This window comes from Yoonia sp. TsM2_T14_4 (assembly GCF_049602355.1).
Classification (GTDB): domain Bacteria; phylum Pseudomonadota; class Alphaproteobacteria; order Rhodobacterales; family Rhodobacteraceae; genus Yoonia; species Yoonia vestfoldensis_A.
The window spans coordinates 1,820,683-1,839,136 of the sequence record NZ_CP187137.1 but is presented as its reverse complement, the minus strand read 5'-3'; the positions used below and the strand labels follow the sequence as shown (position 1 = coordinate 1,839,136).

Below are 18,454 nucleotides of genomic sequence, written 5' to 3'. Positions count from 1 at the left end.
CACCATAGACGGGTGGTTGGTTCTGTCACAACGGCTTCCTGGCGTGACAGGTTTTTCATATCGGAGCACGTCCCCATGGCAAGACAAGACTATATTTTCACCTCGGAATCCGTTTCCGAGGGGCATCCTGATAAGGTTTGCGACCGCATTTCCGACGCGGTGCTGGATGCCTTTCTGGCCGAGGAACCGCAGGCGCGGGTCGCCTGTGAAACCTTTGCTACCACCAACCGTGTTGTCATCGGGGGCGAAGTCGGGTTGACCGACAAGTCCCGCCTGACCGAATTCATGGGCCGGATCGAAGGGATCGCACGCGATGCCATCAAGGATATCGGCTATGAGCAGGACGCATTCCATCATGCCACCTGCGAGATCACTAATCTGTTGCACGGCCAGTCCGCCCATATCGCCCAAGGTGTCGATGCCGCCGAGGGCAAGGATGAAGGTGCCGGTGATCAGGGCATCATGTTTGGTTATGCCACCACCGAAACTGATGCGCTGATGCCTGCGCCGATCCAATATGCCCATGCCATCCTGCGCCGTCTGGCCGAGGTGCGCAAATCGGGTCAGGAGCCGACCCTGCGCCCCGATGCGAAAAGTCAGGTGTCTGTGCGTTACGAAGGCGGCAAGCCGGTTGAGGTGACATCCATCGTGCTGTCCACTCAGCACCAGTTCGAAAGCCAGACCAGCGCCGATATCCGCGCCATCGTCGAACCCTATATCCGCGAGGTCCTGCCTGCGGGTTTCATCACCGAGGCGACCAAATGGTGGGTCAACCCGACCGGCACCTTCGTGATCGGCGGACCCGACGGTGATGCCGGTCTGACCGGGCGCAAGATCATCGTTGACACCTATGGCGGTGCCGCGCCGCATGGCGGCGGCGCGTTTTCCGGCAAGGACCCGACCAAGGTGGACCGCTCCGCCGCCTATGCCGCGCGCTATCTGGCTAAGAATGTGGTCGCCGCCGGCATGGCAGACCGCTGCACGATCCAGCTCAGCTATGCGATTGGCGTGGCGCAGCCTTTGTCGATCTATGCCGATACACACGGCACGGGCGAGGTTGATCCGGTTGCGATCGAACGTGCGGTGGCACAGGTCATGGATCTGACGCCCCGCGGCATCCGCGAACATCTGCAGCTGAACCGGCCGATCTATGCCCGCACGTCGGCTTACGGCCATTTCGGCCGCGCGCCTGACGCTGATGGCGGGTTCAGCTGGGAAAAGACCGATCTGGTCGAGGCCCTGCGCCGCGCGGTGTAAAGGTAAGGTGGGTCATGATCCACCTTACGCCGATTGCCATGCGGCGGCGGGATTGCTACATGCCGCCGCATGACCAAGACACAACATCCTTCGGGCGCGCCCTGGCGCAATTTCTATGGCCGCTTTCGTGGCAAGACAATCCGTGCGAGCCAGCACGATTATCTTGAAAATGACCTCGACCCGCTGTCGCCTGGCCCGGTCAGCTGGGACGCCAACCCTGACCGCCTTGCGCTTGATCTGGGCGCGCTGTTTGCGGGCAAGGATGTCTGGCTGGAAATCGGCTTTGGCGGTGGTGAGCATCTGGTGCATATGGCGCAGAGCTATCCGGGCATCGGGATTATCGGGGCCGAACCTTTTATCAACGGCGTGGCGATGCTCTTGGGCAAGATCCGCAAGGCCGGGGTCGATAACCTCGCCGTGCATCCCGGTGATGTCCGCGATCTGTTCGATGTGCTGCCCGCGCAGTCGATTTCGCGTGTCTTCCTGAACTATCCCGATCCTTGGCCCAAGAAACGCCACCATCGCCGCCGGTTCGTCACCCCCGAACATCTGGCCCCCCTGCACCGCGTGATGAAACCGGGGGCGGTGCTGCGCGTGGCGACCGATATTCCCGATTATGTCCGCCAGACGCTGGAAGAAGTGCCGTGCCAAGGCTTTGACTGGCTGGCTGAAACCCCTGCCGATTGGCGCAAGCCTTGGGCTGACTGGATTTCGACGCGCTATGAACAAAAGGCGTTGCGCGAAGGCCGCGTGCCGCATTACCTGACCTTCGTCAGGGATTAAGGACTTATCTGCCTCCGGCGGGGATATTTATGCTCGAACGATAGGGGCCCGTGATGGACCCTTTGCGCGCACTGCGGTATCAGGGGGCGCAAACACCAAGGAACCATTCATGTCTTCCCATGCGACCCCCATTCCGATGATGTCCAGCGCCTGTGGCCCCTTGCAGGGACAGGCGCATGTGCCGGGCGACAAGTCGATCTCGCACAGGTCGTTGATACTGGGCGCGATGTGTATTGGCGAGACCCGCATCACCGGCCTGCTGGAAGGCGATGACGTGCTGGACACCGCCAAAGCCATGCGCGCCTTTGGTGCCGAAGTCACCGATCATGGCGGTGGGCAATGGTCGGTGCGCGGGGTCGGGGTGGGCGGATTTGCCGAACCTGATCACGTGATCGATTGCGGCAATTCCGGTACTGGTGTCCGCCTGATCATGGGGGCCATGGCCACCACGCCGATCACGGTGACATTCACCGGTGATGCATCCTTGAACGGCCGTCCGATGGGGCGGGTGACCGATCCTTTGGCATTGTTTGGCACGCGCGCGGTAGGCCGTGCCGGTGGGCGCTTGCCGATGACCTTGGTGGGCGCTGCGGGTCCGGTGCCTGTCCGCTATGTTGTGCCGGTGCCATCGGCGCAGGTGAAATCGGCAGTACTGCTGGCGGGGTTGAACGCGCCCGGCCAGACCGTCGTGATCGAGAAGGAAGCGACGCGCGATCATACCGAGCGCATGTTGCAAGGTTTCGGTGCGACGCTGACGGTCGAGGATACCGATGAAGGCCGCGTGATCACCCTGACCGGCCAGCCCGAATTGCAGCCGCAGGATATTGTCGTGCCGCGCGATCCGTCATCCGCCGCCTTTCCGGTCTGTGCGGCCTTGATCGTGCCTGGGTCGGATGTTCTGGTCCCCAATATCGGGCTGAACCCGACGCGCGCGGGTCTGTTCACCACTTTGCAGGAAATGGGTGCCGATCTGACCTTTGAGAACCTGCGCAGCGAGGGGGGCGAGCCTGTGGCCGATCTGCGCGCGCGGTTTTCGCCTGACCTGCGCGGGATCACCGTGCCGGCGGACCGTGCGGCCAGCATGATCGACGAATATCCGGTCTTATCCGTGGTCGCGGCCTTTGCGCAGGGTGTGACCGACATGCCCGGCGTCAAGGAATTGCGGGTCAAGGAAAGCGACCGGATCGATGCGATGGCGCAGGGGCTGCGGGCCGCCGGTGTCACTGTGGACGAAGGCCCTGATTGGTGGCGCGTCACCGGGGTGGGCCACGGCCATGTGCCGGGCGGTGTGACGGTGCAAAGCCGTCTGGACCACCGGATCGCCATGGCGTTTCTGGTCATGGGGATGGCGGCGCAGAACCCTGTCATCGTTGATGATGCAGCACCGATCACCACATCTTTTCCGATTTTCGAGCCTTTGATGAATGATCTGGGTGCGCAGATCGCACGGATCAGCGCATGAGCTTTACCGTCGCCATCGACGGGCCTGCGGCGGCAGGCAAGGGGACGATTTCCAAGGCGGTGGCGGTGCATTTCGGTTTTGCGCATCTGGATACCGGGCTTTTGTATCGCGCGGTCGGCGCCAAGGTGTTGGCGGGCGCTGATCCGGTGGCAGCAGCGCGCGCGCTGGACCCCGCGGATCTGGACGGTAACGCCCTGCGCACAGCCGAAGTCGCGCAGGCCGCAAGCCGCGTGGCGACTGACCCCGCCGTGCGCGATGCGCTGACCGCCTTCCAGCGTGGGTTTGCCGCGCGCCCCGGTGGGGCGGTGCTGGATGGCCGCGACATCGGCACGGTGATCTGTCCGGGCGCACAGGTCAAACTGTTCGTCACCGCCTCTGCCGCGTGCCGCGCGGAACGGCGCTGGAAGGAATTGCAGGCTCAGGGCAGCGACATGACTTTGGAAACTGTGCTGGCCGACGTGCAGGCGCGTGATGCGCGCGATGCAGGCCGCGCGACAGCACCTTTGGCAGCCGCGGCGGATGCGGTGCTGATCGACACTTCGGATATGAGCATCGCGGATGCGGTGGCGCGCACCATTGCCGTCATTGCGGCTGCGCAAAAATCCTTGCAAGGCTAGGGCAGGCGGCCTATACGCCCCCCTGTCGAAGTGCCGATGACAGGCGCGGACGTGAGACTTGGGCAGGGTCGGTATGCACCGGCCCTGTTGTTTTACATTCGCATCGGCCCGCGACCAAATCGAAACACAAAGACCGGCGGAGACAACCGCTCGGCCCGTATAAAACCAAACGTTAGGAAAACGACGCCACATGGCAAATACAATGGACGAGTTTGAAGCACTCTTGAACGAAAGCTTCGAAATGGACACACCCGCTGAAGGGTCTGTCGTCAAAGGCAAGGTGATCGCGATCGAAGCGGGCCAGGCCATCATCGATGTCGGCTACAAGATGGAAGGCCGTATCGATCTCAAAGAATTCGCAAATCCCGGCGAAGCCCCTGATATCAAAGTTGGTGACACGGTCGAAGTGTTCCTGCGTCAGGTCGAAAACGCCCGTGGCGAAGCTGTCATTTCGCGTGAAATGGCCCGCCGCGAAGAAGCCTGGGATCGTCTGGAAAAAGCCTATGCCGATGAAGAACGCGTTGATGGCGCGATCTTTGGCCGCGTCAAAGGCGGGTTCACCGTGGACCTTGGCGGCGCTGTTGCGTTCCTGCCAGGCAGCCAGGTTGACGTCCGCCCCGTGCGCGATGCTGGCCCGTTGATGAACATGAAGCAGCCGTTCCAGATTTTGAAAATGGACCGTCGTCGGGGCAACATCGTTGTGTCGCGCCGTGCGATCTTGGAAGAATCGCGTGCTGAGCAGCGTGCCGAAGTCATCGGCAACCTGACCGAAGGTCAGGAAGTTGACGGCGTGGTCAAGAACATCACCGAATACGGTGCGTTCGTTGATCTGGGCGGCGTTGACGGCCTGCTGCACGTCACCGACATGGCATGGCGCCGTGTGAACCACCCGTCCGAGATCCTTGCCATCGGCGAGACGATCAAGGTGCAGGTGATCAAGATCAACAAAGAAACCCACCGTATTTCCTTGGGCATGAAGCAGCTGCAAGAAGATCCGTGGGATGCTGTCGAAGCCAAGTTCTCCTTGGGTTCGGTCCATCAGGGCCGCGTGACCAACATCACCGATTACGGCGCATTTGTTGAGCTGGAAGCAGGCGTTGAAGGTCTGGTTCACGTGTCCGAGATGTCCTGGACCAAGAAAAACGTACACCCCGGCAAGATCGTTTCGACCTCTCAGGAAGTCGAAGTCATGGTGCTGGAAATCGACAGCGCGAAACGCCGCGTGTCTCTTGGCCTGAAACAGACACAGCGTAACCCATGGGAAGTGTTTGCAGAAACCCATCCTGAGGGCACCGAGGTTGAAGGCGAAGTCAAGAACATCACCGAATTCGGTCTGTTCATTGGCCTTGAAGGCGACATCGACGGTATGGTCCACCTGTCTGATCTGACATGGGATGGCCGTGGCGAAGATGTAATCGGCGATTTCCGCAAGGGTGACATGGTCAAGGCCAAGGTCGCAGAAGTTGACGTCGAAAAAGAACGCATCAGCCTGTCGATCAAGGCACTGGACAGTGATCCGTTCGCGGATGCAATTGGCGGCGTCAAGCGCGGCTCGATTATCACTGTCGAAGTCACCAAGATCGAAGACGGCGGCATCGAGGTCGAATATGAAGGCATGAAATCCTTCATCCGTCGGTCCGACCTGTCGCGTGACCGTGCCGAACAGCGCCCAGAGCGTTTTGGCGCCGGTGACAAGGTCGACGTGCGCGTCACCAACATCGACAGCAAGACCCGCAAGCTGGGCCTGTCGATCAAGGCACGCGAGATCGCGGAAGAAAAAGAAGCTGTCGAACAGTTTGGCTCGTCGGATTCCGGCGCGTCGCTGGGTGACATTCTGGGGGCCGCGCTCAAGCGCGACTAACCCGGTTTCGACCGTTAAAATCAGCCCCGCCACACGCGATTGTGGCGGGGTTTTTCTTTTTATGGGTTGCGAATCGGCGTGCTGCTGCGGCGCTGCAGCACGCAGGGTCGGTGCCGATCTGACGAAAAAGCATCAAACTTCCCTGTAAATTCAGGCGCTTTGCGGCAAAAAACAGCAAAAGCGACGAAAGCGATGCTTTCCGTATCGGGTCTTTGTTTCTATAGTTTGCCGGATCGCGTTTGCCCGCGTATTGCCAAACCAAAGGATGCTGCCATGATCCGTTCGGAACTGATCCAGAAAATTGCCGACGAAAATCCGCACCTGTACCAGCGGGATGTCGAAAAGATCGTGAACACCATCTTCGACAGGATCACCGATGCGATGGCGCAGGGCAACCGCGTCGAATTGCGCGGCTTTGGCGCATTCTCGGTGAAAAAGCGCGACCCGCGTCTGGGCCGCAACCCCCGCACCGGCGAGGCGGTCGAGGTTGATGAAAAACATGTGCCGTTCTTCAAGACGGGCAAATTGTTGCGCGACCGGCTGAACGGGCTGTAAGAGGGTCTTATGAAGACTATTCGCTATGCCTTTTGGGCGATTGTCGCGCTTTGCCTGATCCTGATCGGATTGGCCAATCGTGACCCCGTGACCGTTCGCGCCATGCCCGTCTGGCTGAGCGATCTGTTGGGCCTGTCGCCCGATGTGACGCTGCCTTTGTTTGTAGTGATCTTTATCGGTGTCGGGGCGGGTCTGGCCATCGGGTTCTTGTGGGAATGGCTGCGCGAATACCGCATCCGCGCCGATGGCCGCGCCAAATCGCGCGAAGTTGCGGCGCTGCGGCAGGAATTGCAGCAGATGCGTATCGCCTCTGTCGGGGCCAAATCCGAGGATGATGTTCTGGCGTTGTTGGAAAAGACGCGCTGATGTCACTGCCGACACGGGTCAAGATTTGCGGGCTGCGCGATGCGGCGATGCTGGATGCTGCGGTGCAGGCGGGGGCTGCCTATGTCGGGCTGGTGTTTTTTGAAAAATCCCCGCGCAACGTGACATTGGCGCAGGCCGCCGCGCTTGCCGCCATGGTGCCGGCCGGTGTGGCCAAGGTGGCATTGGTGGTGAATGCCGATGATGCCGAGCTCGATGCGCTGCTGGCGCAGGTGCCGGTCGATATCTTGCAATTGCACGGCTCCGAATCTCTGGCGCGTGTGACTGCGCTCAAGGCGCGCTACGGCCTGCCAGTGATGAAGGCCGTGGGCGTGGCGGGGCCGGATGATCTGGCCGCGCTTGACGCTTATGCGCAGGTGGCTGATCTGTTGCTTGTCGATGCCAAACCGCCGAAAGGTGCCGATCTGCCGGGGGGCAATGGGCTGTCCTTTGACTGGCGGTTGATCGCGGGGCGGCGCTGGCCGGTGCCGTGGATGCTGGCGGGTGGCCTGACGCCTGCGAATGTGGCGCAGGCGGTGGCGCTGACCGGCGCGGGGCAGGTCGATGTGTCGTCTGGCGTTGAATCGGCCCCCGGCGTCAAAGATGCGGCACTGATTGCGGCGTTTTGTGCTGCCTTGCGTTAGGCGTTTACCATTCCGTTAAGGGACGTTAGGTCTGTCCCAACAAAATACAGCAGGTGCGCAATGGCAAACGATCTTTTCAACAGCTTCATGACCGGCCCCGATGAAAACGGCCGTTTTGGCCAATTCGGCGGGCGTTTCGTGTCCGAGACACTGATGCCGCTGATTTTGGAGCTGGAAGAACAATACGAACATGCCAAGACCGACCCGACCTTCTGGGCGGAAATGCATGATCTGTGGACCCATTATGTGGGCCGCCCCAGCCCTCTGTATCATGCCGAACGGCTGACAGCCCATCTGGGCGGGGCCAAGATCTATATGAAACGCGACGAGCTGAACCACACCGGCGCGCATAAGATCAACAATGTGCTGGGCCAGATCATCCTTGCCCGCCGCATGGGCAAAAGCCGGATTATCGCCGAAACCGGCGCAGGTCAGCACGGCGTCGCGACGGCGACAGTCTGTGCGAAATTCGGCCTGAAATGCGTTGTCTACATGGGCGCGCATGATGTCGAACGTCAGGCGCCCAATGTGTTCCGTATGAAATTGCTGGGGGCAGAGGTTGTGCCTGTGACCTCGGGCCGTGGCACGCTCAAGGATGCGATGAACGACGCCCTGCGCGATTGGGTGACCAATGTGCGCGACACGTTCTATTGCATCGGCACGGTCGCAGGCCCGCATCCTTACCCCGCGATGGTGCGCGATTTCCAAGCCATCATCGGGCAGGAAACCAAGGCCCAGATGCAAGAGGCCGAAGGCCGTCTGCCTGATACGCTGATCGCTGCCATCGGTGGCGGATCGAACGCCATGGGGCTGTTCTATCCGTTTCTGGATGACAAGGACGTCAATATCATCGGGGTCGAGGCTGGTGGCAAAGGCGTCAATGACAAGATGGAACATTGCGCGTCCTTGACCGGCGGCCGCCCCGGCGTGCTGCATGGCAACCGCACCTATCTGTTGCAAGATGATGTGGGGCAGATCCTCGAAGGATTCTCGATCTCGGCGGGGCTGGATTATCCTGGCATCGGGCCGGAACATGCGTGGTTGCATGATATTGGCCGCGCCAAATATGTATCCATCACCGATGTCGAAGCGTTAGAGGCGTTCCAGCTGAGCTGTGCGCTGGAAGGGATCATTCCCGCGTTGGAACCATCCCATGCGCTGGCCCATGTGATGAAGATCGCCCCCGACCTGCCAAAGGATCACCTGCTGGTGATGAACATGTGCGGACGTGGCGACAAGGACATCTTTACCGTGGCCAAGCACCTTGGCTTTGACATGAAAGCCTGACGACGATGGCAGAGCGGCGTAAACTTTTGTTTAGGCCGCTCTTCATCAGGTTTACCGGCCCCGATCTAAACCCCAAAGCAATTGTCGTGCTCGACAACTGATGCGTTTGTGTACCCAACGGTCAACATGATGTTGGTCGGGTTTACATGGGAAAGCACGTCATGAAAAAGTTTCTTCTGTCCACCACGGCCGCCATCGCGCTGGCCAGCAACGCTCTTTATGCCCAGTCGATCACCGACCAGATCGTCAGTCAGTTGCAGGCGCAGGGCTATGAAAGCATCGAAATCGAAAACGGCCAGACCCAGATCAAGGTCGAGGCGATCCTGAATGGCCGCAAGCTGGAAGTGGTTTATGATGCGCTGACAGGGGTCATCCTGAAGGAAGAAGTCAGCACCGCGGACGACGATGACACTCTGCGCCGCGGCGTGCGCATCTCGTCAAGCGACGACGATTTCCTTGATGACGACGAGGATGACAACGACGACGATGACCACGACGACGATGAAGACGAGGATGACAACGACGACAATGACGACGACGACACAGATAGTGACCGCGACGACGAAGATGATAATGATGAAGATGACAACGACGATGACGACAACGACGACTAAGGCTGATGCCGTCTTGACGTGACGGGGCAGGTTTGCGCAAGGGAGCAATGATGATCAAGCAACTGATGATCTGTTTCTTGCTGATAGGGTCGCCACAGATTGTGGCGGCCCAATCCGTTCAGGATCAGATAATCGCCCAGCTGCAACAGCAGGGGTTTACGCAGATCGAGGTGAGCCGGACATGGCTGGGCCGCGTCCGGATCGTGTCGCTGCGCGATGATCTTCAGCGGGAATTGGTTTTCAATCCGCAAACCGGCGAGATTTTGCGCGACTTCTGGCAAACCATCAACGGCGATGGTTTGGCTAGCCCGCGCATCGTTGACCCTTTTCGTGACAGCGGGTCAGGTGGCGGACAAAGTTCGGGTGGTGGCTCCTCTGAAGGCGGCGGGTCGTCCGGCGGCGACAGTGGGTCCGGCGGTGACGACGATGACGGCGATGATGATGACGACGACGATGATGACGACGACGATGATGACGGCGACGACGATGACGGCGACGATGATGACGGCGACGAAAGCGACGACGATGATTAAGAAACGGACCGCGTGATGCCGCAGCGCGAAAGGATCATCGTTTGAACAGGAAAATACCGATCGCGGCAATCGTCGTCATCCAAGTCGTTTGCGCGGTGTTCTTTGTCATGCAGATCGCAGGGTCGGTCCTTGGCTTTTCGCCCGTCGGCTGGCGGCTCTATGAACTGATCGAAATTGGCGCTGCGGTCGGGCTTTTGCTGGGGATCGTGTCGGGCATTCTGGTTCTGCGGACCACGATGGCGCGCAACCTGCGGGTCGAGGACCAGCTCCGTATTGCCTCTGGTGCCTTCATGGAGGTCATGAACGAAAGGTTCAACGGCTGGGGCCTGACCCCTGCGGAACGCGATGTCGCCCTGTTTGCGATCAAGGGCATGTCAACGCAGGAAATCGCCGGACTGCGCGGTGTCAGCGAAGGCACGATCAAGGCGCAGACCAATGCGATCTACCGCAAGGCGGGGATCAGCGGGCGCGCGCAACTGCTCAGCCTGTTCATCGAGGATATGGTCGCCGATCTGCCGGAATGACGTGGTCCGCTGTCAGCCAAGGTCCCCGGGCAAGGCATATTGCCGCAACACATCGATCGGCACGATATCAAGCGCGCGCACATGGGTGGCATGCAGGTTGACCTGCGGCGCGCAGCCTTCCTCGTGCGCTTGCAGGAAACGCCCCGCGCACAGGCACCAGCCATCGCCCGCCTTCAGCCCCGGAAAGCCGAATTCGGGGCGCGGCGTGGACAGGTCGTTGCCGACATATTTTGAAAACGCCAGAAATTCTGCTGTCATCACCGCGCAGACCGTGTGGCTGCCATTGTCGGCGGCACAGGTGTCGCAGGTCCCGTTGCGGAAAAAGCCGGTCATGGGGGCTGTCGAACAGGTGGCAAGCGTGCTGCCGAGGACGTTGAAGGACGGGTCTTTTTCCATAGGGTCAGTCTTTCTTATCAATTTGGACGGGGGTCCATTGTACCCAGCGTCCGTGAAAATCTGCGCGCCCCAGCGCAAAGGTCAAGTCTCCGGGCCAAAGCCGCAGCGTCAGTGCTGCACCCGGCCCTGTGCCATCCGGTTCCATTCCGAACCATGCCAATGGCGCATCATCACGCGCGCTCTGCCCTGCTGCGCGGATCATGGCAGCGCCCCGGTCTTGTACCGCTGTGGGGAAATATTGCCAGGCGATGGTCGTATAGATCAGATGGGTCTGACCTGCATGATGGTCAAGCTGGCCTGACAGCCAGTCGATTGCATCGCCTTTGGCAACGATGGTGCGCGCCGTGGTGATCGCGGCCTGTGTCAGCATCTGCCTGTCGGGTTGATCCGGCCAGAGATAGGCGCGCAAGCGCAGTGCGTCATTCGGTGCATGCGGATCAAGCGGCGTCAGGTCGACGCCTGCGCGCGCTGTCACCTGTGGCCGCGTGTTGGGCGGCAATGCGCCGGTCCAGTCGGGGCTGAGCGTCAGGGCAGGGGTGGCGGGGCCGAAGACCTGCCTGCCGAGTGCCAGCGCATAATCGTCCCATTGCAGGTTCAGCCCCGCGCTGGCCCCCAATTCGCTGCACCGCAGCGGTAGGGCGAAACGATCCGCTAGCCAATGGCCGAGCGCGATCAGCACGGCAGAGCGCCGCACCTCGTTGGTTTGTGGCGGGCTGTCGAGCCAGCGCAGGATCGCAGCCTGTTCGCTGACCAGCACATCCGCCACCGCCGCCCAGAGGGTCGCGTCATCGCTGGCCTGTGGCGGATAGACCGGTGCCAGCCTTGCATGGCCTTGCAGGTGCAGCGCATGCAAGGCACCGGCCAGCCGCAAAGGGACGGATTGTCCGCTTGGCCCCAGATCGCCGGTCCAGTCATGGATGCGGGTGCTCACAGCACCTGCGGGCCAGTCCTGCGTTGCGCAAAGCCGCATCAGTTGCGCCATGAAGGGCGATCCGAGACTGGCGCAGGCCGCCGCTTGCGCGGTGAAGGCCGCGCGGATCGCGGTCATTGTCACCGGAATTTATCCATCAGCCGCGCCATGGCGGTGCGATTGTCGGGTTCTGCTGCGGGGGGTTTTTCTGGCTTGGGCGTGCTGGTCGAGGATCGCGGTGGGGCGGTGCGCAGCGCGATGGCGTTCAGAAAACGCGCGCCATCGCCTGTGACCAGATGGGCAATTCCATCGCTGATGCCGCGCATTTCATCGTCGAGCCAGTCAAGATCTGCCTTGGCGAAATCATGCAGCACATAGCCCGGCACCGCATCTTTATGCCCCGGATGCCCGACGCCCAGCCGCACGCGGTCATAGTCCGGCCCGATATGCGCATGGATCGAGCGTAGCCCGTTATGCCCCGCATGCCCACCGCCGGTTTTCAGCCGGACCTTGCCGGGCGCAAGGTCGATTTCATCGTGGAACACGATCAGATCGGCGGGGGTGAGCTTGAGATAGCGCATCGCCTCGCCCACGGATTGGCCAGACAGGTTCATGAAGGTTTCGGGTTTTAGCAATGCCACCTTGTCAGGCCCGATCCGGCCTTCGGAGATCTGGCCCTGAAACTTGGCACGCCACGGCGAAAACCCGTGATCGCCCGCGATCCGGTCCATCGCCATAAAGCCGATGTTGTGTCGGTTCTGCGCGTATTTCGCGCCCGGATTGCCAAGGCCGATCAACAGTTTCATGGGAACTACCTAGCGGGTGGCGGGGCGGCGCACCAGACCCCCGCATGAAAAAGGGCACCCCGCAGGATGCCCTTTTCGTCGTCTATCCGTGCCGATTACGCGGCGTCGGTTGCTTCGTCTTCATCGGCGCTGGCCAGCAGTCCGCGTGGCGCAGAAATGTTGGCGATGACAAAGTTGCGGTCGATGACCGGCTTTGCGCCTTCGGGCAGGGTAACGTCGCTGATATGGATGACGTCGCCCATCTGTGCATTGGCCAGATCGACGGTCAGGTGGTCGGGGATATCACCCGCCAGCACGTCCATTTCGACTTCGTTGCGCACGACGGTCAGAACGCCGCCTTTCTTGATGCCGGGGCAGGTGTCGCCGTTGATGAATTCAACGGGGATGAACAGGTTCACCCGGCTGGTCCGCTTGAGGCGCATCAGGTCGATGTGGATCGGCAGATCCTTGACCACATCGCGCTGCACGCCGCGGCAAACCACGCGCACGTCATCCTGGCCTTCGACCTTGAGGTTGAACAGCGTTGACATGAAACGGCCCTTTCGCAGGGTCGTCAGCAGGTAGTTGAAAGGGATGTTGATGGATTGCGGGTCAATGCCGCCACCATAAACAATGCCAGGTACTTCGCCATCACGACGAGCTTGGCGGGCGGCCCCCTTGCCTGTCCCCGCGCGTACCTTGGCGTTCAGATCAGGAATCTGTCCAGCCATAGTAATAGTCCTTTGATAATGGGGCCCGCCTCCAAGGGTGTCCGAGCCCGATGAAGCCTGCCCTATAAGGGGATTTTGCCGGGTTGAAAAGGTGTTTTTGCCTGCCGTGGTGTGGGCGTGGCATGGGTCATGACCCAAGCGACGGGTGGGGCCGCGACGGGTGGCGATTTGAAACTTGCTTTGGACGGATTTGCGCGCCACCCATTGCGTCATGTCTATTCGCAGCGCCTTGATTCTGTCCCGCCGTCCTGCCGTCGCCTTTGTTGTCGTCGGTATTTTCTGGGGCTGTTTTGCCGCCCATGTGCCGGTGATCAAGGCGCAGTTGGGGGCGTCGGATGCGCTGTTCGGCACCTTGCTTTTGGGGTCGGCGACGGGGCTGGTGTCCGCGATGTGGCTGGCGCCGAAACTTGACCGCTGGCTGGGCGCGCAGTCGATGCAGGCGGCAATCGCGGCGCTGGCTTTTGCCTGGCTTTTGCCATCGCTGATCACGCATCCGCTGATCTTTGCGGCATCCATGGCGTTGGTGGGGTTGGCCTCTGGCTTGCTGGACGTGGTGATGAACGCGCGTGTCAGCGAATTGGAAGCCACCCATAAACGCCCGCTGATGAACGCCAATCACGCGATGTTTTCGGTCGCCTATGCCTGTTCCGCCCTGATCGCGGGTGTCACGCGCGAAGCCGGCATGCCGCCCGCGCCGGTTTTTGCGGGTTTCGCAGTTTTTGCACTGTGCCTGATCCCCTTTGTGCGGATGGATGTCACCTATGTCAGCGCCGAGGAGGGCTATGCAGGCCGCTATCCTTTGTGGCCGATCCTTTTGTGCGGCGGGATTGTGCTGATCGCCTTCATGTCCGAGGCCACGGTCGAGGCGTGGTCGGCGCTGCATGTAGAACGTACGCTGGGCGGCGGGGCCGCCGAAGGCGCGCTGGGGCCTGCGATGCTGGGTCTGACGATGGCCTTTGGCCGGTTTTCGGGACAGGCTGTCGCGGAACGGCTGCGCGAGGTGCATGTCTTGATCGGTGCGTCGATCCTGTCGGCCAGCGGGGCGGTGATTGCCGCGCTCGCGCCCACGCCGGTCTGGGCCTATGTGGGCTTTGGTATTCTGGGCTTGGGCGTCTCGGTGATCGGGCCGATGGGGCTGGCGCTGGTGGGCAAGCTGGTGCCGCCGCATCTGCGCACAGAGGCGATCAGCCGGGCTGCCGTGATCGGCTTTTCGGGGTTCTTTTTCGCGCCCACCTTAATGGGTTTGATGAGCCAGGCTTTCGGGCTGCGGGTCGCGTTTCTGGTCGTTGCACTGCTGTTGCTTGCGACCCTGCCGCTGGCCTTGCTGGTCGCACGGCAAAAGGCGCATGTGCCACAAGAGGCCATTGCGCCAAACCAAGGATAAGCTGGTCCGTGGGGTTAGCCGGACACGGTAGCGGCGGTTTTGCACATCTGCCGTCAGCAACCGCGCAGCGGAAACGAAAAGGGCCACGCCAGAGTGATCTGGCGTGGCCCAATTGGACTTGGTGAAGTCCGAAACGGCTTAGTCGGCAGCAGCAGCGATCAGCAGTGCGGCAAGAACGCCAACAATGATGAGTGTCGAGTTTGCGGACGAACCAGCAGGCGCTGCTTCTACAACAGCGACGGGTGCTTCCATCACTTCTGGGGACATGCCACCAGCGAAAGCTGTGGTGGAGAGGGCGGCGACAGCAGCGGCTGTTGCAAGAACATTGGTCATACGCATCTGAATTTTCCTAATTTCTGGTTTGCGATCTGACGACCGGCACCAAAAGGTCAGCGCCAGCGATCACCGATAGCCATAATCGACTTTAAACGTTGGTCAATCAAATCATCATTGGCCCGCTCAGAAAAGCGCAGAGCGATGCAAAATCCCCACGGTCTGTGGCACTGGTTACTGCCAGCTGCCTTCGAAATCCTTCGGCACCAGTAAAATATCGCGGTCCACGGTGCGGATGTCGCGCCGCCCGCACAGCGCCATAGTGGTGTCCAATTCCTTGTGGATCACCTCTAGCGCGCGGGTCACGCCGGCCTCGCCCATCGCACCCAGCCCGTTAATATAGGCGCGCCCGATATAGGTACCCTTTGCACCAAGCGCGAGCGCCTTGAGCACATCCTGCCCCGACCGGATGCCGCTGTCGAAATGCACCTCGACTTTATCACCTACGGCATCAAGGATCGCAGGCAGCGCACGGATCGACGACACTGCGCCATCCAGCTGGCGCCCGCCATGGTTTGACACGATGATTGCATCCGCGCCCAGTGCCGCCGCCTTGCGCGCATCATCGGCGTCAAGGATGCCCTTCAGGATCACTTTGCCACCCCACATTTTCATCAGCTGCGCGACGCGGTCCCAATCCAGCGCGTGATCAAACGCCTCGGCTGTCCATGACGATAAGGACGACGGGTCCGACACACCCTTGGCATGGCCCACGATATTGCCGAAAAACCGCCGCTTGGTTTGCAGCATCTCGATTCCCCAGCCCCATTTGGTGGCAAGATCGGCCATGCTGGCGAGTGTGAATTTCGGCGGCGCGGATAGCCCGTTTTTGAGATCCTTGTGCCGCTGGCCAAGGATTTGCAGATCGAGCGTGATGACGATCGCCGAACAGCCCGCTGCGCGCGCACGGTCGAACAGGCGCTGCATGAAATCATCGTCTTTCAGGGTATAGACCTGAAACCAGAACGGTTTGGTGGTGTTTTCGGCGACGTCTTCGATCGAACAGATCGACATCGTGGACAGGGTAAACGGTACGCCGAATTTCTCGGCTGCTTTTGCGGCCTTGATCTCGCCATCGGCGGATTGCATGCCTGTCAGCCCGACAGGGGCCAGCGCCACGGGCATTGCCACATCCTGGCCGATCATCTGGCTTTGCGTGGTGCGGTTGGTCATGTCCACCGCGATTCGCTGGCGCAGGCGGATCAGGTCGAAATCGGATGTGTTTTCGCGGAATGTCTGTTCTGTCCATGACCCGCTTTCGGCGTAGTCATAAAACATCTTGGGCGTGCGCCGTTTGTGCAGACGTTTCAGGTCGGCGATGGTGGTGATCACTGGCATGGCATTCCCTCGAATTGGTAAAGATACATTACCGATGCGGGGCGGGCATGCAATGGGTCAGGCGGCATGCGTGCCTTGCGCCAGTTCCGCCACAAAGGCCAGCACCTCGGCCACGCTGTCACCGCGCGCGATCCGGTCCACGATGGCAGACCCGACCACGGCACCATCGGCAACAGCGGCCACGGCGCGCGCAGCCTGGGGCGTCTTGATCCCGAAACCCACGATCACGGGCAGATCGGTTTTCGCCTTGATGCGCGCGACTTCGGGGGCGACTTCGGTTGTTTGCACGGCGGCGGTGCCGGTGATGCCCGTCATCGAAACATAGTAGACAAAACCGGACGTGTTTTCCAAAACCTTGGGCAGGCGTTTGTCATCGGTCGTGGGGGTGGCCAGCCGGATGAAATTGATGCCCGCCTTTTGCGCGGGGATGCACAATTCGTCATCTTCCTCGGGTGGCAGATCGACGATGATCAGCCCGTCAATGCCAGCGGCGACAGCATCGGCCAGAAACGCATCTACGCCGCGCGAATAGATCGGGTTGTAATAGCCCATCATCACGATCGGTGTGGTATTGTCGGTTTCGCGCAGCGCACGCGCGTAATCGAGCGTCTTTTCCAGCGTCTGGCCCGCGGCCAAAGCCCGCTGGCCTGCCAGCTGGATCGTGTTGCCATCGGCCATCGGGTCGGTGAACGGCATCCCCAGTTCGATGATATCGACACCGGCGGCAGGCAGACCTTTGACGATTTCCAGCCCGGTGGCGTAATCGGGATCGCCCGCCATCACATAAGCGACAAAGGCTTTGCGCCCTTCTGTGCGCAATTGCGCGAATTTTGCGTCGATTCTGCTCATCTTCGTCCCCGTTTGCAATCGCCCCTTCCTGCGCGATAGGGCGCGGGAAATCAATGCCCGCTGGGCACGGGCTTGCGTCAGGCACCTGCGCCCCCTAGAAGCGCGCAAAGATCAAAGGAGAGACGGGCATGGGTTTCAAGATGGGGATTGTTGGTCTGCCGAATGTCGGCAAATCGACGCTGTTCAACGCGCTGACGAAAACCGCCGCCGCACAGGCCGCGAATTTCCCGTTCTGCACGATTGAACCCAATGTCGGTGATGTCGCCGTACCGGATGCGCGGCTGGATAAACTGGCCGCGATTGCCGGATCAAAGCAGATCATCCCCACGCGCATGACCTTTGTCGATATCGCCGGTCTGGTCAAAGGGGCCAGCAAGGGCGAGGGCCTTGGCAACCAGTTTCTGGCCAATATCCGCGAATGTGACGCCATCGCCCATGTGCTGCGCTGTTTCGAGGATGACGATATCACCCATGTCGAAGGCCGTGTTGATCCGGTCGAAGACGCTGCCACGATTGAAACCGAACTGATGCTGGCGGATCTGGAAAGCATCGAAAAACGGCTGGCCAACCTGATGCGCAAGGTCAAGGGTGGCGACAAGGATGCCGTCCAACAGGTCCGCCTGCTGGAAGCCGCGCAAGCCGCCCTTGAACAAGGCAAGCCCGCCCGCACCGTCGCGGTGGATGCCGATGACGCCAAGGCATGGCGCCTGCTACAATTGCTGACGATCAAACCCGTGCTTTATGTCTGCAATGTCGAAGAAAACAGCGCCGGTTCCGGTAATAGCCAGTCGGCCCGCGTGGCCGAAATGGCGGCTGCCGAGGGCAATTCATCAGTGGTGATTTCTGCCCGGATTGAAGAGGAAATCAGCCAGCTCGACGCCGAAGAAGCCACGATGTTTCTTGACGAAATGGGGCTGGAGGAACCGGGGCTGGACCGTCTGATCCGTGCGGGTTATGCGCTTTTGCACTTGCAAACCTATTTCACCGTCGGCCCAAAAGAGGCGCGCGCCTGGACGATCAAGGCCGGCACATCCGCCCCGCAGGCCGCAGGCGTGATCCATGGTGATTTCGAGCGCGGCTTTATCCGCGCAGAAACGATTGCCTATGATGATTTTGTCGGGCTAGGCGGCGAACAGCCCGCGAAAGAGGCGGGCAAGATGCGCGCCGAAGGCAAGACTTATACCGTCAAGGACGGCGATGTTCTGCATTTCCTGTTCAATACGTAGGC

The 18,454-nt window shown here is 60.6% G+C and carries 21 protein-coding genes and 1 riboswitch; of the genes, 14 read left to right on the top strand and 7 right to left on the bottom strand.

Going from position 1 to position 18,454, the window contains the following annotated elements; all coding sequences use genetic code 11:
• Nucleotides 1-19: 19 nt before the first annotated feature.
• A riboswitch (SAM-SAH riboswitch) is annotated at nucleotides 20-68 on the top strand.
• Between the two features lie 7 nt (nucleotides 69-75).
• The 12 genes from metK to ACPF9B_RS09030 all read left to right on the top strand — a co-directional run bounded on the left by metK (nucleotide 76) and on the right by ACPF9B_RS09030 (nucleotide 10,500).
• Nucleotides 76-1,257, top strand: a complete 1,182-nt coding sequence (gene metK, locus ACPF9B_RS09085; RefSeq protein ID WP_007204194.1) for a methionine adenosyltransferase — start codon at nucleotides 76-78, stop codon at nucleotides 1,255-1,257.
• 69 nt (nucleotides 1,258-1,326) lie between these two features.
• Nucleotides 1,327-2,040 carry a tRNA (guanosine(46)-N7)-methyltransferase TrmB gene (gene trmB, locus ACPF9B_RS09080; RefSeq protein WP_424176860.1) on the top strand — a complete coding sequence of 238 codons (714 nt, stop codon included), beginning with the start codon at nucleotides 1,327-1,329 and terminating at the stop codon, nucleotides 2,038-2,040.
• 109 nt (nucleotides 2,041-2,149) lie between these two features.
• Entirely contained in the window at nucleotides 2,150-3,502 is a 1,353-nt protein-coding gene (aroA, locus tag ACPF9B_RS09075; RefSeq protein ID WP_040482736.1) for a 3-phosphoshikimate 1-carboxyvinyltransferase, read from the top strand.
• On the top strand, nucleotides 3,499-4,119 hold the full coding sequence (locus ACPF9B_RS09070; protein WP_424176858.1) for a (d)CMP kinase: 621 nt from the start codon (nucleotides 3,499-3,501) through the stop codon (nucleotides 4,117-4,119). The genes aroA and ACPF9B_RS09070 overlap by 4 nt, the downstream gene beginning before the upstream one ends.
• Nucleotides 4,120-4,321: 202 nt before the next feature.
• A complete protein-coding gene (rpsA, locus tag ACPF9B_RS09065) occupies nucleotides 4,322-5,980 on the top strand; it encodes a 30S ribosomal protein S1 (protein ID WP_007204198.1) in 1,659 nt (552 codons plus the stop codon).
• A 273-nt stretch (nucleotides 5,981-6,253) separates the two neighbouring features.
• Nucleotides 6,254-6,535 carry an integration host factor subunit beta gene (ihfB, locus tag ACPF9B_RS09060; protein ID WP_007204199.1) on the top strand — a complete coding sequence of 94 codons (282 nt, stop codon included), beginning with the start codon at nucleotides 6,254-6,256 and terminating at the stop codon, nucleotides 6,533-6,535.
• 9 nt (nucleotides 6,536-6,544) lie between these two features.
• A complete protein-coding gene (locus ACPF9B_RS09055) occupies nucleotides 6,545-6,901 on the top strand; it encodes a lipopolysaccharide assembly protein LapA domain-containing protein (protein ID WP_007204200.1) in 357 nt (118 codons plus the stop codon).
• Nucleotides 6,901-7,542, top strand: coding sequence for a phosphoribosylanthranilate isomerase (locus ACPF9B_RS09050; RefSeq protein WP_007204201.1), 642 nt, complete (start codon nucleotides 6,901-6,903; stop codon nucleotides 7,540-7,542). Before ACPF9B_RS09055 ends, ACPF9B_RS09050 begins: the two co-directional genes overlap by 1 nt.
• A gap of 60 nt (nucleotides 7,543-7,602) precedes the next feature.
• Entirely contained in the window at nucleotides 7,603-8,829 is a 1,227-nt protein-coding gene (gene trpB, locus ACPF9B_RS09045; RefSeq protein WP_007204202.1) for a tryptophan synthase subunit beta, read from the top strand.
• 161 nt (nucleotides 8,830-8,990) lie between these two features.
• Nucleotides 8,991-9,443 (top strand): PepSY domain-containing protein, encoded by a 453-nt coding sequence (locus ACPF9B_RS09040; protein WP_424176854.1) that lies wholly within the window; start codon nucleotides 8,991-8,993, stop codon nucleotides 9,441-9,443.
• Between the two features lie 47 nt (nucleotides 9,444-9,490).
• Nucleotides 9,491-9,976 carry a hypothetical protein gene (locus tag ACPF9B_RS09035; RefSeq protein ID WP_424176852.1) on the top strand — a complete coding sequence of 162 codons (486 nt, stop codon included), beginning with the start codon at nucleotides 9,491-9,493 and terminating at the stop codon, nucleotides 9,974-9,976.
• Between the two features lie 41 nt (nucleotides 9,977-10,017).
• Complete coding sequence (locus ACPF9B_RS09030; protein WP_040482738.1) at nucleotides 10,018-10,500, top strand: LuxR C-terminal-related transcriptional regulator; 483 nt, start codon at nucleotides 10,018-10,020, stop codon at nucleotides 10,498-10,500.
• A 12-nt stretch (nucleotides 10,501-10,512) separates the two neighbouring features.
• Here ACPF9B_RS09030 and ACPF9B_RS09025 read toward each other — a convergent pair whose 3' ends face one another.
• From ACPF9B_RS09025 to ACPF9B_RS09010, 4 genes are all read right to left on the bottom strand, one after another.
• Nucleotides 10,513-10,896, bottom strand: coding sequence for a DUF2237 family protein (locus ACPF9B_RS09025; RefSeq protein ID WP_007204206.1), 384 nt, complete (start codon nucleotides 10,894-10,896; stop codon nucleotides 10,513-10,515).
• A gap of 4 nt (nucleotides 10,897-10,900) precedes the next feature.
• Entirely contained in the window at nucleotides 10,901-11,944 is a 1,044-nt protein-coding gene (locus ACPF9B_RS09020) for a DUF2332 domain-containing protein (RefSeq protein WP_424180391.1), read from the bottom strand.
• A 2-nt stretch (nucleotides 11,945-11,946) separates the two neighbouring features.
• Nucleotides 11,947-12,612, bottom strand: coding sequence for an aminoacyl-tRNA hydrolase (gene pth / locus ACPF9B_RS09015; protein ID WP_007204208.1), 666 nt, complete (start codon nucleotides 12,610-12,612; stop codon nucleotides 11,947-11,949).
• A gap of 95 nt (nucleotides 12,613-12,707) precedes the next feature.
• Nucleotides 12,708-13,322, bottom strand: coding sequence for a 50S ribosomal protein L25/general stress protein Ctc (locus ACPF9B_RS09010; RefSeq protein ID WP_007204209.1), 615 nt, complete (start codon nucleotides 13,320-13,322; stop codon nucleotides 12,708-12,710).
• 211 nt (nucleotides 13,323-13,533) lie between these two features.
• Here ACPF9B_RS09010 and ACPF9B_RS09005 point away from each other — a divergent pair, with 211 nt between their 5' ends.
• Nucleotides 13,534-14,706, top strand: coding sequence for an MFS transporter (locus tag ACPF9B_RS09005; RefSeq protein WP_007204210.1), 1,173 nt, complete (start codon nucleotides 13,534-13,536; stop codon nucleotides 14,704-14,706).
• Between the two features lie 138 nt (nucleotides 14,707-14,844).
• On the opposite strand, the gene ACPF9B_RS09000 is transcribed toward ACPF9B_RS09005, so the two are convergent.
• The 3 genes from ACPF9B_RS09000 to trpA all read right to left on the bottom strand — a co-directional run bounded on the left by ACPF9B_RS09000 (nucleotide 14,845) and on the right by trpA (nucleotide 17,226).
• The gene (locus ACPF9B_RS09000) at nucleotides 14,845-15,045 is read right to left on the bottom strand and encodes a hypothetical protein (protein ID WP_007204211.1); all 201 of its coding nucleotides are present in this window, start codon (nucleotides 15,043-15,045) and stop codon (nucleotides 14,845-14,847) included.
• A 168-nt stretch (nucleotides 15,046-15,213) separates the two neighbouring features.
• The gene (locus ACPF9B_RS08995) at nucleotides 15,214-16,377 is read right to left on the bottom strand and encodes an alpha-hydroxy acid oxidase (RefSeq protein ID WP_007204212.1); all 1,164 of its coding nucleotides are present in this window, start codon (nucleotides 16,375-16,377) and stop codon (nucleotides 15,214-15,216) included.
• Between the two features lie 57 nt (nucleotides 16,378-16,434).
• A complete protein-coding gene (gene trpA, locus ACPF9B_RS08990; RefSeq protein ID WP_007204213.1) occupies nucleotides 16,435-17,226 on the bottom strand; it encodes a tryptophan synthase subunit alpha in 792 nt (263 codons plus the stop codon).
• Between the two features lie 128 nt (nucleotides 17,227-17,354).
• On the opposite strand from trpA, the gene ychF reads away from it, so the two are divergent.
• On the top strand, nucleotides 17,355-18,452 hold the full coding sequence (ychF, locus tag ACPF9B_RS08985; protein WP_007204214.1) for a redox-regulated ATPase YchF: 1,098 nt from the start codon (nucleotides 17,355-17,357) through the stop codon (nucleotides 18,450-18,452).
• The last annotated feature ends 2 nt before the right edge of the window (nucleotides 18,453-18,454 follow it).

What these genes read in the sequence shown, in the direction of transcription:
- ACPF9B_RS09055 (WP_007204200.1), top strand. Translation starts at nt 6,545, where the DNA reads ATGAAGACTATTCGCTATGCCTTTTGGGCGATTGTCGCGCTTTGCCTG.
- ACPF9B_RS09040 (WP_424176854.1), top strand. Translation starts at nt 8,991, where the DNA reads ATGAAAAAGTTTCTTCTGTCCACCACGGCCGCCATCGCGCTGGCCAGC.
- ACPF9B_RS09070 (WP_424176858.1), top strand. Translation starts at nt 3,499, where the DNA reads ATGAGCTTTACCGTCGCCATCGACGGGCCTGCGGCGGCAGGCAAGGGG.
- ACPF9B_RS09010 (WP_007204209.1), bottom strand. Translation starts at nt 13,322, where the DNA reads ATGGCTGGACAGATTCCTGATCTGAACGCCAAGGTACGCGCGGGGACA.
- ACPF9B_RS09000 (WP_007204211.1), bottom strand. Translation starts at nt 15,045, where the DNA reads ATGCGTATGACCAATGTTCTTGCAACAGCCGCTGCTGTCGCCGCCCTC.
- aroA (WP_040482736.1), top strand. Translation starts at nt 2,150, where the DNA reads ATGTCTTCCCATGCGACCCCCATTCCGATGATGTCCAGCGCCTGTGGC.
- ACPF9B_RS09035 (WP_424176852.1), top strand. Translation starts at nt 9,491, where the DNA reads ATGATGATCAAGCAACTGATGATCTGTTTCTTGCTGATAGGGTCGCCA.
- trmB (WP_424176860.1), top strand. Translation starts at nt 1,327, where the DNA reads ATGACCAAGACACAACATCCTTCGGGCGCGCCCTGGCGCAATTTCTAT.
- metK (WP_007204194.1), top strand. Translation starts at nt 76, where the DNA reads ATGGCAAGACAAGACTATATTTTCACCTCGGAATCCGTTTCCGAGGGG.
- ACPF9B_RS08995 (WP_007204212.1), bottom strand. Translation starts at nt 16,377, where the DNA reads ATGCCAGTGATCACCACCATCGCCGACCTGAAACGTCTGCACAAACGG.
- ihfB (WP_007204199.1), top strand. Translation starts at nt 6,254, where the DNA reads ATGATCCGTTCGGAACTGATCCAGAAAATTGCCGACGAAAATCCGCAC.
- ACPF9B_RS09020 (WP_424180391.1), bottom strand. Translation starts at nt 11,944, where the DNA reads ATGACCGCGATCCGCGCGGCCTTCACCGCGCAAGCGGCGGCCTGCGCC.
- ychF (WP_007204214.1), top strand. Translation starts at nt 17,355, where the DNA reads ATGGGTTTCAAGATGGGGATTGTTGGTCTGCCGAATGTCGGCAAATCG.
- trpA (WP_007204213.1), bottom strand. Translation starts at nt 17,226, where the DNA reads ATGAGCAGAATCGACGCAAAATTCGCGCAATTGCGCACAGAAGGGCGC.
- trpB (WP_007204202.1), top strand. Translation starts at nt 7,603, where the DNA reads ATGGCAAACGATCTTTTCAACAGCTTCATGACCGGCCCCGATGAAAAC.
- pth (WP_007204208.1), bottom strand. Translation starts at nt 12,612, where the DNA reads ATGAAACTGTTGATCGGCCTTGGCAATCCGGGCGCGAAATACGCGCAG.
- ACPF9B_RS09005 (WP_007204210.1), top strand. Translation starts at nt 13,534, where the DNA reads ATGTCTATTCGCAGCGCCTTGATTCTGTCCCGCCGTCCTGCCGTCGCC.
- ACPF9B_RS09050 (WP_007204201.1), top strand. Translation starts at nt 6,901, where the DNA reads ATGTCACTGCCGACACGGGTCAAGATTTGCGGGCTGCGCGATGCGGCG.
- ACPF9B_RS09025 (WP_007204206.1), bottom strand. Translation starts at nt 10,896, where the DNA reads ATGGAAAAAGACCCGTCCTTCAACGTCCTCGGCAGCACGCTTGCCACC.
- rpsA (WP_007204198.1), top strand. Translation starts at nt 4,322, where the DNA reads ATGGACGAGTTTGAAGCACTCTTGAACGAAAGCTTCGAAATGGACACA.